Annotated in this window: 14 protein-coding genes and 2 pseudogenes; 8 read left to right on the top strand and 8 right to left on the bottom strand. The window is 70.3% G+C overall.

Annotation, left to right across the window (positions count from 1 at the left end):
• Positions 1–84 precede the first annotated feature (84 nt).
• Both tnpB and FNV62_RS07320 read right to left on the bottom strand, forming a co-directional pair.
• Entirely contained in the window at positions 85–1,542 is a 1,458-nt protein-coding gene (gene tnpB / locus FNV62_RS07315; protein WP_143600378.1) for an IS607 family element RNA-guided endonuclease TnpB, read from the bottom strand.
• Entirely contained in the window at positions 1,539–2,114 is a 576-nt protein-coding gene (locus tag FNV62_RS07320) for an IS607 family transposase (RefSeq protein ID WP_144314874.1), read from the bottom strand. Before FNV62_RS07320 ends, tnpB begins: the two co-directional genes overlap by 4 nt.
• 39 nt (positions 2,115–2,153) lie before the next feature.
• Here FNV62_RS07320 and FNV62_RS07325 point away from each other — a divergent pair, with 39 nt between their 5' ends.
• Positions 2,154–2,729 (top strand): protein-L-isoaspartate O-methyltransferase family protein, encoded by a 576-nt coding sequence (locus FNV62_RS07325; protein WP_225900818.1) that lies wholly within the window; start codon positions 2,154–2,156, stop codon positions 2,727–2,729.
• Between the two features lie 5 nt (positions 2,730–2,734).
• Here FNV62_RS07325 and FNV62_RS07330 read toward each other — a convergent pair whose 3' ends face one another.
• Positions 2,735–3,187 carry a YbhB/YbcL family Raf kinase inhibitor-like protein gene (locus FNV62_RS07330; RefSeq protein WP_143600380.1) on the bottom strand — a complete coding sequence of 151 codons (453 nt, stop codon included), beginning with the start codon at positions 3,185–3,187 and terminating at the stop codon, positions 2,735–2,737.
• A 109-nt stretch (positions 3,188–3,296) separates the two neighbouring features.
• On the opposite strand from FNV62_RS07330, the gene FNV62_RS07335 reads away from it, so the two are divergent.
• Positions 3,297–3,857, top strand: a complete 561-nt coding sequence (locus tag FNV62_RS07335) for a nucleoside-triphosphatase (RefSeq protein WP_143600381.1) — start codon at positions 3,297–3,299, stop codon at positions 3,855–3,857.
• A 129-nt stretch (positions 3,858–3,986) separates the two neighbouring features.
• On the opposite strand, the gene FNV62_RS57515 is transcribed toward FNV62_RS07335, so the two are convergent.
• Positions 3,987–4,373, bottom strand: coding sequence for a hypothetical protein (locus FNV62_RS57515; protein ID WP_275901621.1), 387 nt, complete (start codon positions 4,371–4,373; stop codon positions 3,987–3,989).
• On the opposite strand from FNV62_RS57515, the gene FNV62_RS55530 reads away from it, so the two are divergent.
• A complete protein-coding gene (locus FNV62_RS55530; protein WP_240361469.1) occupies positions 4,347–4,646 on the top strand; it encodes a hypothetical protein in 300 nt (99 codons plus the stop codon). The two genes, FNV62_RS57515 and FNV62_RS55530, sit on opposite strands and share 27 nt — an antisense overlap.
• Before the next feature lie 498 nt (positions 4,647–5,144).
• Positions 5,145–6,137 carry a hypothetical protein gene (locus tag FNV62_RS07345; protein WP_143600383.1) on the top strand — a complete coding sequence of 331 codons (993 nt, stop codon included), beginning with the start codon at positions 5,145–5,147 and terminating at the stop codon, positions 6,135–6,137.
• Positions 6,138–6,196: 59 nt separating this feature from the next.
• On the opposite strand, the gene FNV62_RS07350 is transcribed toward FNV62_RS07345, so the two are convergent.
• Both FNV62_RS07350 and FNV62_RS07355 read right to left on the bottom strand, forming a co-directional pair.
• Positions 6,197–7,033, bottom strand: coding sequence for a GNAT family N-acetyltransferase (locus FNV62_RS07350; RefSeq protein ID WP_164331624.1), 837 nt, complete (start codon positions 7,031–7,033; stop codon positions 6,197–6,199).
• A 98-nt stretch (positions 7,034–7,131) separates the two neighbouring features.
• Positions 7,132–7,977, bottom strand: a complete 846-nt coding sequence (locus FNV62_RS07355; RefSeq protein WP_225900820.1) for an alpha/beta fold hydrolase — start codon at positions 7,975–7,977, stop codon at positions 7,132–7,134.
• A 426-nt stretch (positions 7,978–8,403) separates the two neighbouring features.
• Between FNV62_RS07355 and FNV62_RS07360 the strand changes: the two genes are divergently transcribed.
• Entirely contained in the window at positions 8,404–8,577 is a 174-nt protein-coding gene (locus FNV62_RS07360; RefSeq protein ID WP_164331626.1) for a hypothetical protein, read from the top strand.
• Here the strand turns inward: FNV62_RS07360 and FNV62_RS57945 are convergent.
• Positions 8,556–8,705, bottom strand: a pseudogene (locus FNV62_RS57945) (IS110 family transposase); the annotation flags it as partial. The gene FNV62_RS07360 and the pseudogene FNV62_RS57945 overlap by 22 nt on opposite strands.
• 1,158 nt (positions 8,706–9,863) lie before the next feature.
• Here FNV62_RS57945 and FNV62_RS07370 point away from each other — a divergent pair.
• The gene (locus FNV62_RS07370) at positions 9,864–10,628 is read left to right on the top strand and encodes an esterase/lipase family protein (RefSeq protein WP_164331627.1); all 765 of its coding nucleotides are present in this window, start codon (positions 9,864–9,866) and stop codon (positions 10,626–10,628) included.
• A gap of 533 nt (positions 10,629–11,161) precedes the next feature.
• On the opposite strand, the pseudogene FNV62_RS57950 reads toward FNV62_RS07370, so the two are convergent.
• Positions 11,162–11,386 (bottom strand): annotated as a pseudogene (locus tag FNV62_RS57950) (CHAT domain-containing protein); the annotation flags it as partial.
• Between the two features lie 745 nt (positions 11,387–12,131).
• Between FNV62_RS57950 and FNV62_RS07380 the strand changes: the two are divergent.
• Complete coding sequence (locus tag FNV62_RS07380; RefSeq protein ID WP_143600388.1) at positions 12,132–12,329, top strand: hypothetical protein; 198 nt, start codon at positions 12,132–12,134, stop codon at positions 12,327–12,329.
• 418 nt (positions 12,330–12,747) lie between these two features.
• Positions 12,748–13,965, top strand: a complete 1,218-nt coding sequence (locus tag FNV62_RS07385) for a ferredoxin reductase (protein WP_225900192.1) — start codon at positions 12,748–12,750, stop codon at positions 13,963–13,965.
• Positions 13,966–13,981: the final 16 nt, after the last annotated feature.

Below are 13,981 nucleotides of genomic sequence, written 5' to 3' on the forward strand. Positions count from 1 at the left end.
TGGGAGGCCGTACGGAGCATCCGTTGCTCGGGGCCTCAGCGGCTCTCAGCATCCCGGGCATTTCAGCCCGGAAGGTCCGTCTCATCACCAAAGCGTAAGGGCTTCGGCTTGAGTGCGGTCTCTCGTTTCCGTCTGTCGCTGGCGCGGCAGGGTTGCGCCACCTGCCCGCCCCGCCTCCGCCTTGCGGCGGGGGCGGGTGGCGCGGGTCTTCTGGTCGGCTCCACGAGGCTTCGACACCGCCGGGGCGGTGTCCTGGTCTCCAGCCACTCCGGTACCAGTTACTGCGGCTGCCGCGAGCGCGGCGAGGTTGAGTGCGGCGTTGTCGTCCCGGTCGATGACCAGGTTGCAGGCGTCGCATTCGTAGGTCCGGACGTGCAGCGGCAGCTTGGCTTTCACCGCGCCGCACCCGGAGCAGGTCTTCGAGGAGGGGTACCAGCGGTCCGCGACCACGATGCGGGTGGCGTGGCGCTGGCTGGTCTTGTAGGCGAGCTGGCGGCGGATCTCGCCGAACCCGGCGTCGGCGATCCGTCGGGCCAGGCGCCGGTTACGGAGCATCCCGGCGACGTTGAGATCCTCGATCACGATCGTGCTGTACTCGGCGGCCACGGCCGTGGTGAGCTTGTGCAGGGCGTCTTCGCGGAGGTTCGCCACTCGGTGGTGGACCTTGTTCCGATGGGCGTTGGCCTTCTCCCACCGCTTCGACGGCTTCTGCCCGGTGCGCCGGTCGGGGCCCTGGCGTCGGGAGACGACGCGGGAGGCGCGGCGCAGTCGCTTGCGTGCCTGGTCGTAGTGCCCAGGGTTGGTGACGGTGCGGATCTCGCCCGTACTGTCAGCCGTCACCGCGAGCGTCTTCACGCCGAGATCGATCCCGACCGCCGTGTCCGGACGCTTGACTCGCTCGATGTCCCGCTTCACCTCGGCCTGGAAGGAGACGAACCAGCGCCCGCGCTCGTGCCGCACAGTCGCGGACAGGACCCGGGCCGTCCCGGCCTGGACGCGGGCGAGGAGCTTGACGGTGGGCTCGTGGGTGCGGATCGTGCCCAGCCTCGGCAGCGTGACGTGCCGGCCGTCGGCGTCCACACGGATCGAACCGGTGGTGAACCGGCAGGCAAGGCGCGCCTTCCGCTTCGACTTGAACCGCGGCGCACCCATGCGGGCACCCCTGCGCTTGCCGCTCCTGGACTTGGCGTAGTTGTCGAACGCGGCCGACGCGTTGGCCAGCCCGGTGGAGTACGCCTCTTTGGAGTTCTCCTCCCACCAGTGCGCGAACCTGGGGTCGGTGTGCTTGGCGGCGTTGAACGCCGTCCGCAGCGATGGCAACGACCACGGCCGCCACTCGGTCAGCGACTCTTCGGGGACGCCGTACGTCTCCTCGGCCTTACGCTGCCACCACGAGGCGGTCACCCAGCCCACAGCCCAGTTGTACGCGGCACGCGCGGCGCCGCAGTGCGAACGCAGCGCACGCTCCTGGACGGCGTTCGGGTCCAGAGCGAAGCGGTACGCCTGGACCACGAACCCGGGCTGCGGCCGGAACTTCTTCACTCGGCGTCCTCACCGGTCGCCACGGCCACCGCGCGGGCGGCCCGGTTCTTCGCCGCCCGCCGCCCGTACAGGCGGGCACACATCGAGGTCAGCACCTCGGTGATGTCGCGCACCAGGTCATCGGCGGTCTCGGTGGGGTCGAGGACGACCAGGCGCCGCCCGGAGGCGGACAGGACGGCTTCGAGATGCTCGACGCCGAACCGGGCTAGCCGGTCCCGGTGCTCGACCACGATCACCGCGGCCCGCGGGTCGGACAGCAGGCGGTGCAACTTGCGCCGACGCCCGTTCAGCCCCGAGCCGACCTCGGTCACGACCTCCGCAACCGGCAGGCCGAGCCCGGTAGCCCCCTGGACCACGCGGGCCACCTGCCGGTCAAGATCCGGCTTCTGGTCCGCCGACGAAACCCGGCAGTACGCCACGACACGGCCGGACGTCTCCGGGGCGGGCTCGTCGACCAGCCACGTCCCGGATGGCGTCTGACGCACCGGGACCGGCATACGGCCCTCTTTCGCCCACGCCCACGCGGTCTGGTAGTGCACGCCGTTGCGCGCCGCCCACTCAGAAAGCTTCACGCGATTAAGATAGCAACTGAGAAAGGTTGAGATTCACTGATTAACCACGCAACAGTTGGTAGCCCCCGGGCGGAATTCGTCCCCGCGGACGAGGTGGCATCCGCGTACCGGGACACGCCCGTTCCGCTCCCCCACGGGCAGGTGACCACCCAGCCCTCGCTGATCGCCATGATGGTCTCCGCTCTCGGCCTCACCGGAGACGAAAAGGTCCTGGAGGTCGGGACCGGATACGGCTGGCAGACCGCGCTGCTGGCCCGCTTGGCCGCGTACGTCGTCAGCGTCGAGCGCTGGCCCGACCTGGTCGACGAGGCCCGCCTGCGGCTGGCCGGGCAGGGCGTCGGCAATGCCGAGGTCGTACTCGGCGACGGGACCCTCGGGATGCCGACCCGTGCCCCGTACGACGCCGTCATCGTCTGCGCGGCCTTCCCGCGAGTGCCTGAGCCGCTCGTGGATCAGCTCCGCACCGGTGGCCGGCTCGTCCAGCCGATCGGGCAGGGCGGGCAGGAGCGCGTCGAGCTGTACGAGCGGCGGGCCCGCGGCCTGGTGCACCGCAGGACGGTCACCGCGGCCCGGTTCGTCCGGCTGTACGGCGCCCATGGCTACGACCAGCGGTGACGCGCTCAGCGCTGATAGGTGCCGACCAGGGTGCCGGAGGCCAGCTCCCTGCCCTTCAGGGCACGGTGCACGTCCTCGGCGCCAGGGTGGTCGTGCAGCGGAAGCGGCTCAGACAGGGCGTACAGGCGGAAGAAGTAGCGGTGCGGCCCGTGCCCCGGTGGAGGCATCGGCCCTCCCCAGCCCACGCGGCCGAAGCCGTTGGGCCACGGCAGGCCCCCGTGGGGCTTCTGGCCCTCCGCCGCCCCGGTGGTCCCCGGATCGATGCCGGTCACCAGCCAGTGCAGGAAGGTCGTCCCCGGCGCGTCCGGGTCCTCGCACAGGAGCGCCAGCTCTGTGGCCTCGTGGGGCACCCCCGACCAGGTCAGGGGCGGTGAGATGTTCTCACCCTCCCCGCTGTACCGAAGGGGGATCACCGTTTTGTCGTCGAACGCGGTGCTGCTGAGTTCGATTCCGCTCATGCGCGCCGCCATACCCGCTACGGCGGCACCGGCACCGGTCCGCACCCCAAAACCCCCGTTCGGCCGAGCCCACCCGGGCCGCTCCGGAAGCGGGGGTGAAGATGGCAGTGTGCCGACAAGGATCCTGCTCGAGGGCCGCCCTGGTTCGGGCAAGACGACCGCCCTCCGTCGGCTGGCCGCGCTGCTGCCCACCCACACGGCCACCGGCTTCACCACGGAGGAGATCCGGCAATCCGGCGGCCGCGTCGGTTTCGCCCTGGAGACCCTGGCAGGCCGGCGGGAGGTGCTCGCCCATGTCGACCTGCCCGGTCCGCCACGGGTAGGGAAATACGGCGTCGACCTGGGCGTCTTGGAACGACTGGCGCTGCCGTCGCTTCGGCCGGCAGCAACCGAGGAGGCAACAGGGCGGCTGGTGCTCATCGACGAGCTGGGGCGGATGGAACTGGCGTGCACGGCGTTCCGGCACGCGGTCGACGCGCTGTTCGTCGCAGAGGTCGACGTCGTCGCCACGGTCCACACGCACCGCGATCCGTTCACCGACGCCCTCAAGCGGCGCGCCGACATCGAGGTCGTCCAGCTCACTCCGGCAAACCGGGACGTCCTGCCGGGGGAGCTCGCGGCCCGGCTGCAGCAGCCCCGGACGCACGGAAGGCCTCCCTCTCACGGATGAGAGACCGGCCTCCGACCTGCTGAAACGGAGTCGGGGCGACAGGATGTGAAGTCGCCCGGCCGGTGCGACCGGCGGCGCCCGCTACCAAGGGTCGGTGCCTGCCCACCGAGTACGCGGCCGGCATCGCCTTCACCACCCGGTTCGGCGCCCGCCCCTCCCCGGCCGCCGTGGTGTGCCGCCCGGCGCCCCCGGAGGCATAGGGGGCGTCTCAAGGACGGCGGCGATGCCCTGCGCCAGGTATCGAATCCGGTGCGCGAAGACACCCGCGATGTTGATGCGCCCCGAGGTCGTGCCGTAGATGCCGAGCTGCCCGCGCAGTCGGCGCATCTGGTCCGGCGTGAGCGGCAGCATCGAGAACATGCCCTTCGGCCGTACGAGCGACGTCGCCTGGTAGCCCGCGCCGGCGAACAGCGCCGCGCCGGCACCGCGGCGGCGCTCGCCCGCGCCACCACCGCTGACGAGAGCCTGCACCTCCTGCTGCGCTCGTACATCGAATTCGCCCTCCAGCACAGCCACTTGATCGGTCTGCTCATCGGCGAGCTCGACCAGCTGCCGGAGAAGGAACGCAAGGCGTCGAAGCAGGCACAGCGCGACTACCTCGCCCTCTGGCTCCGCGTCCTCGACGAGGTCAGGCCGGGCCTCGACACGGCCAAGGCCAAGGCCAAGATCACCGTGTGCGCGGCCCTCACCCTGGTCGACAACGCGGTCCGCACCGGCCTCCTGGGCCGGCGCCCGGACCTCGCGGACCGGCTGGCGGAGATCGGCTCGGCACTGCTCCTGTCGCGCTGACCGCCGCTTGGTACGGCCGGATATCGCGCCTACAGTGCCGCTACCCGAAGAACGACAGCCGGACCTGACGCTCCGGACGTGTCCGCCAAACTCCGCTAGGGCAAACCCAGTTTGGCTCGCATCCCGTGCCTGGCTGCCGTCGGCTACCCATTCCTGACAGCTCGCCTACCAGCGGAAGCCGCAGATCAAAGCAAGTGCGTGAGCCGTTGAAACACGCGCCTTCCAAGCCCTTGGCGCAGATTTATGCCCCTTCATGGCATTTGTCCATGAGTGCCGACGGCCGGACCGGTCGGAAGAGTCAGTACGACGGCGCTCTGATCCTGCTCACGGCTGCCAGTTCGGTGCGGAGCCGTGAGCCGGGGGGACGGTCGGTCATCCCCTCGCGCGGGCGTGGGCGGGAAGATGCGAGAGTGGCCGTTTCGACGCAGTGTGGAAGAGGGGGCGGGGGCCGTTAGCGGCCGATTCTTACCGAGCATCACACTAGCCGAGGGAAACGTGATGGCCGTAGCAACAGACATGCTCGTTCCGGCGCTGCGCGAGGTCCGCGAGGCCGAAGCTGCGCTTGCCGATCGCTTCAAGACGCACGTGGCAGTCACACCCGCCGGAGAGTACCGGGAGGTCTTGGAGCGCCGTGTCGGCGACGCCCGGGGTCATGTGTACCGCGTCAACGAACGCCTGGACACGTTGCACCCCCGCGGGCTGGCGCAGACCGTCCTCGGGAATGTTTGGCGCCTCACCGGGCAAGCTGCCCGGCTGCCCTTCGACGTGGCCATGGCCGTCCCGAGCGCCGTACTCCGTGGCTGGGGGACGACATCGGAGCAGCAGCTACTGAAGAACGCGGAGGACGAGTATGCGGTCACCGCGTTCGCCGTGGCCATCTGCCGGGCCTCTGAGCGTATCGCCCAGGAGGCCGAGGACGCCGTCAGCTTGGATCTGCTCAGCTCCATCCGCCGCGACGGCGAGGAGGCGCTGGAAGAGCTCGGCAGCAGCCTCGAGCAGCACGCCGAGGCAGCCGTGGTGGCCGCCGAGACCGCCGAGACCGCCGAGGACTTGGGTACCACCGGCGCCGCCCAGGCGGTCCGCGCCTGGAGCAACTGGCTGCGGGAGACGGCAGAGCGCATGCCAGGCGCGGACCGGCTCCAGAGTGCACCGGAAGGGTCCCTCATCTCGGAGGACGAGTTGCCGATCCCCGACTACCGCAGGCTCAGCACCAAAATGATCATTGACCGGCTCCCGCGCCTGTCCCAGACGGATCTGGCCACGCTTGGTGCCTATGAGCGTACCCACGCGGGCCGCCCCGTTGTCCTGAGCAGGATCACGGACCTGCTCGGGCCCGTGCCTTGGCCCGGCTACGACACCATGCATGCGGACGAGATCCTGAAGCGGCTCGCTGACGCCGAGTCGGGCCTCACCCGGCGGGTGCTGGACTACGAGCGTCGCCATCACGCACGTTCCACCATCCTCGCGGCCGCCGAACGAGCCCACGCCTGACCGGCCCGGGTTCGGCGGGGCCACCTGGTGCCGCAACCCGTTCAGTTTCAGTGCCGGCGTCACCTCCCGGGGCCCACGCGGCAGGCCGCGTGGGCCCCGGGAGGTAGGTGCCGGTAGGTCCACAGCTGGTCTACGACGGTGAAGCCGAAGGAGTCGAAGAGTTGAGGGGCGGCCTGGCAGTCGGTGGTGGGCTGCGAGGCGTCGTCGACCACGAGGGCGACCTCGTTGGCACCTTGCTCTGCCAGCAGGGCCAGGGCCTGGCTGAGCAGCTTGCGGCCCAGGCCACAGCGGCGGTGGGTGAGCAGGGTCTCGATCCAGTAAACGGTCGCGGTGCGATCGGGTCCTACGCTGATCACGGCTTCCGCGACCGGCTCGGCAGCCTCGCGGATGATCAGTCGGTGCCCCTGAGGGAAGTCGCAGGGGAAAACGTCGGCGACCAGCTTCGCGGGCGGGGGCTCGACGGGTAGCACGACGTGCAAGTAGCAGCCCTGGCGGCGGCCGGTGAAGCCAGTCCGCAGCAGAGCGTCATGAGTGGCGCCGCGGCGGGTACGGGGCAGGCCGCCCGGCCCGAGGGGCCCCGGCGGAGCGCCGACAAATGCCTCGATCTGCGGGCAGTGAGCGAGCGCGGCGAGGGCGTGGCCAAGCAGGGCCCGCAGGGCAGGCGGGTTCTCGTGGGCGTGAACCCAGCAGATCACTCCGCTTTTCACATCGGTCCAGGACAGGTACGCGATGACGCCGTGGGCGCGGCCCTCGACATCGGCCAGGACGCTGATCTGCGGCCGGGCCGGTCCTGCCCAGCCGACCAGGGAGGCGGGAGCGCGCCGCGCCGCGGCCAGCTTCTCCGGGGTGCAGTGCGGCTGTCCCGGCAGCCTGTCGGCATCAATCAGCTCTCGCACCCCTGGTTCGTCCTCGGGGCGATACGGGCGTACCGCCGACGCGTTCTCAGGGCTGGGTGAAAAGGCCATGCTGTCCGTCCGCACACGTGCTGACGTTCTTACCGACTGTCTTCCAGCGTCCTCCGTTTCATCCCTGCTGTCACGCATGGGGGGCATGCGGTGAACGTGGCCTGCTGGGCTGCGGTCAGCAGCGAGCGCACCTGGTCGATGACCGGCTTGTGGAGGGGCAGCGTCAGGTGGCCGACACCGGGCACGAGCACGTTGCGGGCCGTGAGGTCGGGATGGTCGATGCGGCCCCGGGCGGCGGGAATGACGGCCTCGTCCAGGTCACTGTAAAAGGCCACGAAGCGGGTGCGGCATCCCTCGGCCGGCTCGGCGAGCTCGGTCAGCAACGCGCTTCCCGGCCGCAACTGGCGCATTAGCGGATGGGGTGGGGCCAGCAGAGCCGTTGCGGTCCCGCCGTGCGGCGTTGCGAGCGTGATCACCAGCGGCACGTACGTGTCGCCGCCGAGCCGCTGCACGTAGTAGCGGGCGATCAGCCCGCCCAGGCTGTACCCGATCACGACCACGGGCCGCACCGCGCTGCGGGCACACGCCATCTCCACCTGGGCGCCCAGCGCCCGGGCCGCCGTGCGGATGTCCGGCTTGAGCGCGTTGTAGCTGACCGGGATGAAGGGACTCGCGCCGCAGCCGCGCAGCCCGCGCCGCAACGGCGAGATGACCGATGCCCCGTCGGCCAGCCCGTGCACCAACAACACCGGGATCCCCGAATCGGTCGGCGGCGCCTCCTCCCGCTCCGTCGACCACCAGAGCATGACGCGACCCAGCCGCCCGCTCAGCTGCCCGACGCCCTCCGCGGCCATGTCGAGCGGGAGACGGGCCAGGCGTACCGCCGCCCTGCTTGCCTCGACGCCGACGCCGCGCACCGGTGACAGCCCCGGCACCAACAGTTGCGTCCTGACAGGAATGCTCGTAGCCGTTCACCTTCTCTACGTGCGCTCGCGCTGGTCTCACCAAAACGGGGAACGTCGCGTGTATGGGGGGACATTGCGCGCGCCGACCCGATTCCCTTCCCACCACAGCGGGTCCCTGCGGTCATGGGCAGCTCAAACGGCGTGTTGCCGGGAGTCCGGCGTGTTCCCCGACAACCCGCCGACCAGCCTCTGAAGTCGGGCGGCAAAAGCCCTGCCCTGGCATGCGAACGCGCGATCGTCCGGGATTGCGGCTCGCGACACCCTTCGGTCGTTACGGTCCAGCGACGGGCGGCCAATCGCCCTATTCAGTAGCTTTACGTCCGAAAACAGAGTATCCCTTGCTCTCTCCGGCGGCCTGCCAGGCGGCCGGGACGGCTTGCCGCAGGAGGAACGCGCGTGCTGCCCATCGGATCGCTGAAGGACCTGCTGCGTGCCATCGGGGAGCAGACCGTCCACGGCCTGCGCGCCATCGACCCGCACGGTGGCGCGGGCCACGCCCGGCGCAATGACGCGCGGGCCGCCGCGGCCTACGCGAAGCGAGGCGAGCACGACTTGGCCTCGCCCCGGTAGGCGCCAGACCTCCGGTTGACGGTGCGGCCGGGCACATACACAGCCTGCTGGCTGTGGGCCGCGAGCAGAGCCAACAGCAGCGATGAGGAAGTGCCGGAGCTGTCCACCAACCAGTGGACCTCGTCAGTCAGCTCCAGGATCTCGCTGGGCACAGCAAGGGCCGCCGACTCGCCGCTGTCGATCTTCTTCGACCGCTTGCCGGCGTCGATGCCCACCCAGACCCGGGCCGGTCGCTCGCCCATTCGCCCATCCTCGTTCCGCACAGCATGCCGTCAGCCCGAGCAACACTCCGCTGTCATCTCCATAATCAGCGACCAGAGCACACATCGCAGTCAGGAGTCCCGGCGTCGGACGCCTGGGAGCCAGCGAGATCCGGAAGCACACACTTTCGCACTCTCTACTACTTTTGTCGGATTCCTCGGGGGTGAGGATGTCAACGGGCCCTGGAGCGAGAGGCTCAGCTCGAGCACCACAGGCGACGGGGGTCTGCTTCGGGAGCGCCACCCCCACACCTGCGTGACCTCGACGAGGAACACCGGAGGGTCCCGCCGACGGGGGCGCCGCACGTGCTGCAGGGACCTCACCGAGCGGCTCCCCGCCCAGGCTGCCTCGCCCGACCTGCCCGAGCACCCGGGCCACCCCCCGCACCCTCGCCGTCTTCAACGAAGGCACCGGCCCGCTTTGGGCCCGTGACGTCTGCGAAGCCCTCGATCACACACTGCTACTTACCGAAGAACGTCGAAGGCGCTCGCGCCAAGCTGAAACGCCTTGTCAAGCTCGAGGCCCTCACGGCGGTCGACGCCGACAGCTTCACCAGGAAGCAGCAGCCGACCGAAGCCTCGCGACCTGCAGTCCTACCCCAACCTCACCAGGAAACGGACATCACCTCACGAACCGCGCTCCGAAAGACCCATCAGGCCTCATCAAGATTTCGGAATATCGCGCTAATTCAGACATAGCGACCCCTCATGGCGTGAGGTGGGTCACCTATCCATTGCTGATACCGGACGCTTCGGCTTAACGTCCCCGCAATCCGTTTGAGCGGACCGCGTTACCGGCCGGTTCCCGGTCGGCGGCGGCCTTCGAGTGCGCGCTCGGAGTGGAGCCTTCTCCGTCGGCGGGGCACGTTTCCCCGCCTGGTTCCGACAGCCCACACCCCGTGCGGCGTAAGGAGTCGTCCCATGCCTCTTTTCGGATGCCGCAGCACGGGAGTACAACTTCCGGGCCGGGCCGGGCCGCAGGGTTCCCGTAGGTGCCTGCTCTCGGTCCGCCTGCTCACCGAAGCCGTGTTCGGCGCCACCGTGGAGGTGGCCGCGATCATTGCGGCGCTGGCCCTGTACCCGTCTGGCGCAGGCGAGGATCACCACACGGCCGGATCCCGCCCGGAGGCGCCGTCAGGCGGCAGTGTGCCTTTTCCGGCCATGTCCGCTGACAGCCCGGTCCTGCTGGTACACGGGCTGAGCAGTAACCGGGCGATCTTCCACGTCATGAGACGCGGCCTGCGGCAAGCGGGCTTTCGCCGGGTGGCCATGCTGAACTACAGCTGGCTCAGCAACGACGTCCGCAGCGCTGCGCGGTTGCTGGCAGACGAGGTGGAGCGGGTTTGCGAGGGCAGCGAGCACGAGCGCGTCCACGTGATCGGCCACAGCCTCGGAGGCGTGATCGCCCGCTACTACGTGCAGCGCATGGGCGGCGACGCCCGCGTGCACACGCTGGTCACCCTGGGCACCCCGCACCAGGGCACGCTGGCCGCGATGGTGCCGCTGCCGCATCAGGCGATCCGGCAGCTCCGCCCGGGCAGCGACGTGCTCGTGGAACTCGCAGGGCCCGCTCCCGGTTGCGGAACCCGCTTTGTTGCGTTCCACAGTGACCTCGACGAGATGGTCGTCCCCACCGCCAACGCCAGGCTTGTCCACCCAGACCTTCAGATCAGCAACGTCCCCGTACGGGCTGTCGGCCACGTCTCGCTGCCCCTGCACGGCAGGGTCGTTGCCGAGGTCTGCCGCGTGCTCGGCGACGCGCGCGTCGCCGAGCCCCTGGCCGCAGCTTGAGCCGGAGCAGCCCTGCGAACGGACCGTTTCTTTGCCGGGCCCCTGGTGAAGGCGGCGATGCGGGCGGTCTGCCCCAGCCGCCAGACGGGTCACGGCGCGGACCGGCCGACGGCGAGCGGGTCGGTCGCGCGCGACCAACCGCTCCCGGCCCCGGGCCGGCTTCTCAGGTGATGGGCACCATCGTGGCGCCCGCGGCCCATTGCACGTTCTGCGTCTTTGTTCACAGTGAATTGTCGGGATAATTCTGGGGGTCAAGGGGTCGCAGGTTCAAATCCTGCCGTCCCGACGGTGTTGACCAGGCATCTACCGGGTGCGCGGTTCAGGGGGGTTGGCGCGTTTGATACCGCATTGACTGGTGTGGTCATCAAGTCGATCGGCCGTGCGGCAGGGGAGGTCACGTTTCGTGCGTGATCCCACGCGGCGAGAAGTTCCGGGTGCGGGATACGGTCGTGGCGCGTGGTCGTCCGGTACGTGCGTCGGCTGGCCGACGCCCCCCTCGGCGGTGCCGGTAGATCCTCGGCGGAGCCTGCAATTTATGCGCCTATGTACGGCGCCCAAAGCGAGGGCGCCCGAACGTAGTTCAGGGTGTCCCGCACATGCCACACCGTCTGGTGGAGTGCCTGCGCGGAGCGAGTGGCGCCGGCGGCAGTGCCATTGCCGGGATCCAGGCCCTGGCAGAAGAGTTCGGCTACAGCGACCGAGAGCTTGTCATCCACTGGCCACAGGGTTCCCACCAAGTGTGGGAAACCGGCGAGCCGGAAGGAGGATCGGGCGCTGCAGGAACCACACGATCGTCCCGGCCCTCGATGTCACCCATGTGACCAGTTGCCATCCGCCACGGGTAGTTGGCGGGGTAGCTACGGCATCTCGGAGCCGCTCGGTTTCGTTACCCAGGCGAACGGCGCACCCTGAGGCCGCATCTGGTGCTGCACACCGCGCACACCAGCGTGCCCCTCCCACCCCCCAGCAGCATTTGACGGGCGAAGAGCCGACGGGTCGGTGTTTCCACGTGGTGGTGTCCGGGCTGCGGAGCGGGAACTCGGCGAGCGCGTCAAGCGACGGCTCCCTCCGGGAACAGCCGCTGTCGCCCGAGACCCGCGAGCAGTACGTGGCTCAGTGGGCCGCCGTCCAGGAGCAGTTCGTCGACCTCACCGTGGAAGGCCGTCACCGAGGCGGACGCGCTGCTGGCGCGCCTGGCAGGGGAGCGCGGCTTCCCCGACGGCGAGCAGTCCGAGGAGCAGTTGGCCGCCCTCTCCGTCCACCACGCCTACTTCGTCCAGGGCTACCGCAGCATGCACACAGCAGCCCGCGGCCAGAGCGGCACCGAGGAGATGCGGGAGGCTATCGTCGCAGCCCGAGGCCTCTTCGAGGCACTGGTCACCGAAGAGCCGGCCGACCCGGACCGGCGCCGACTCGGAGCTACTCCCGCAGGGCGAACGGGACGAGCTGGCCCTGCGCCTCCAGCAGGCCCTCAGCACCTTCGTCGACAGCCCATGCCAGGCCGTGGGCGAGGCCGACGCCGTCTTCGACGAAATCGCCACCTACCTCACGAACACCCTGACGGAACAGCGGCGCGTTCTCCGCGAGAGTTGGCAGGACCCGGACAGCGCAGCGCAGACCGAGGAACCGCGGCTCGCGCTGAGGCAGTGCCGGGAGATCACCGAACGGCTACTGCACATGTCAGCGCCTGCCGGTCAGTGACACTGTCGCAGGTTGCGCCCAGCGCCTGGGGCTGGGGTGTGTCGAGCCGCACGGGCACTGACACGGCGTGCGCTCAAACAGGATTCGGCCATGGTGCGATGGACAGGCGCGGAATTCGTACGCCTTGTTTCCGAGGTCCTTCCGCGGCGGCCGGGCGGGATCACCCGTGTCGCTCGGCGTGGGTGGGGGGAGGGACGTGCGGGGTGGCGGAATCTGGTTCCGCGTCCGCCACGGGCCGTGTCGTTGTGGTTCTCTGGCGGGACGCTGGCTGCGGCCCGCCGCCCGGGGGGCGACGTACGTGACCGAGGCGGTCCCGGGTACGTGATGCGGTGATGCGCCCGGCGAGCTAGCGTTTGATGATGTGCCTGACGCGCCCGGCCCCCGCGTGTGCCCTGTGGTGAGAGAGGGGTTTCATCCCATGCCGGTTCTGCACGCGCCGACCCCGTCAATGCCGTCGATGCAGTCGGCCGTCTCCGGTACGACGGCCGGCTTGTTCGCCGCTCTCGTCGGTCTTGCCGACAGGCTCGCCGAGTGGGGCGGCGGCCGTGTGCCGACGGTGGCGGGCCGGATCACCAGTGCTCTCGTGAGCCCTCTGGCGAGTCCCCTCGCTCCGGACGACTACCTCGGCCTGATCGACCCGCTGCTGTCTGCTCGCCATCCCGCGGGCCGGGTGGTCGCCGTGCGGCCGGAGTGCGCCGGGGCGGCCACGCTGGAGATCCGTCCCGGGCGCGGCTGGGCGGGGCACCGGGCCGGGCAGTACCTGCCGGTGGGGGTGGAGATCGACGGCGTACGGCACTGGCGTACGTACTCGATCACCTCACCCGCCGAGGCGCCGGGCCGGACGCTGACGATCACGGTCAAGGAGGAACCCGGCGGCCGGGTCTCCCCGCACCTGGTGCACCGGACCCGTCCCGGCGTGGTGCTCCGACTCGGCCCCGCGCAGGGCGAGTTCACGCTGCCGAAGGATCCGCTGCCGCCGCGGATGCTGATGGTGACGGCGGGCAGCGGCATCACCCCGGTGGCGGGGATCCTGCGCACCCTCGCGCGCCGCCGCTTCTCCGGGCCCGCCCCCGACGTCGTACTCCTGCACAGCGCACCCGGCCCGGACGGGTTCCTCTTCCGTGCCGAACTGGCCGGGCTGGCAGCCCGGTTGCCCTGGCTGAGCGTCCACGCGCGGTACACCCGTACCGCCGGCCGGCTGGTCCCGGAGCACATGGGCGTGCTCTGTCCGGACTGGTACGCCCGGGAGACCTGGGCCTGCGGTCCGGACGGACTGCTCGACGCGCTGAAGCGGCACTGGGCGGCGGCCGGCGCCGGTGAGCGGCTGCGCGTGGAGCGTTTCCGGCTGGCGCCCGTGCTTTCGCCGGGCGCCGGCACGACCGGCGGCCGGGTCCGGTTCGACCGCAGCGGCGTCGAGGCCGACTCGGCCGCGGCCGTCCCCCTCCTGGAGACCGGCGAGGCGGCGGGTGTGGCGATGCCGTACGGCTGCCGCCGCGGGGTCTGCTTCGGCTGCCTCGTCCCGCTGGTCCACGGCCGGGTCCGCGATCTGCGGACCGGTGAACTGCACGGTGAACCGGGCGAGTTGATCCAGACCTGCGTCAATGGTGCGGCAGGTCCACTCGCCCTCGCTCTCTAGGCCCCTCAAGGAGCCC

It is taken from the genome of Streptomyces sp. RLB3-17 (assembly GCF_007113425.2).
Classification (GTDB): Bacteria; Actinomycetota; Actinomycetes; order Streptomycetales; family Streptomycetaceae; genus Streptomyces; species Streptomyces mirabilis_D.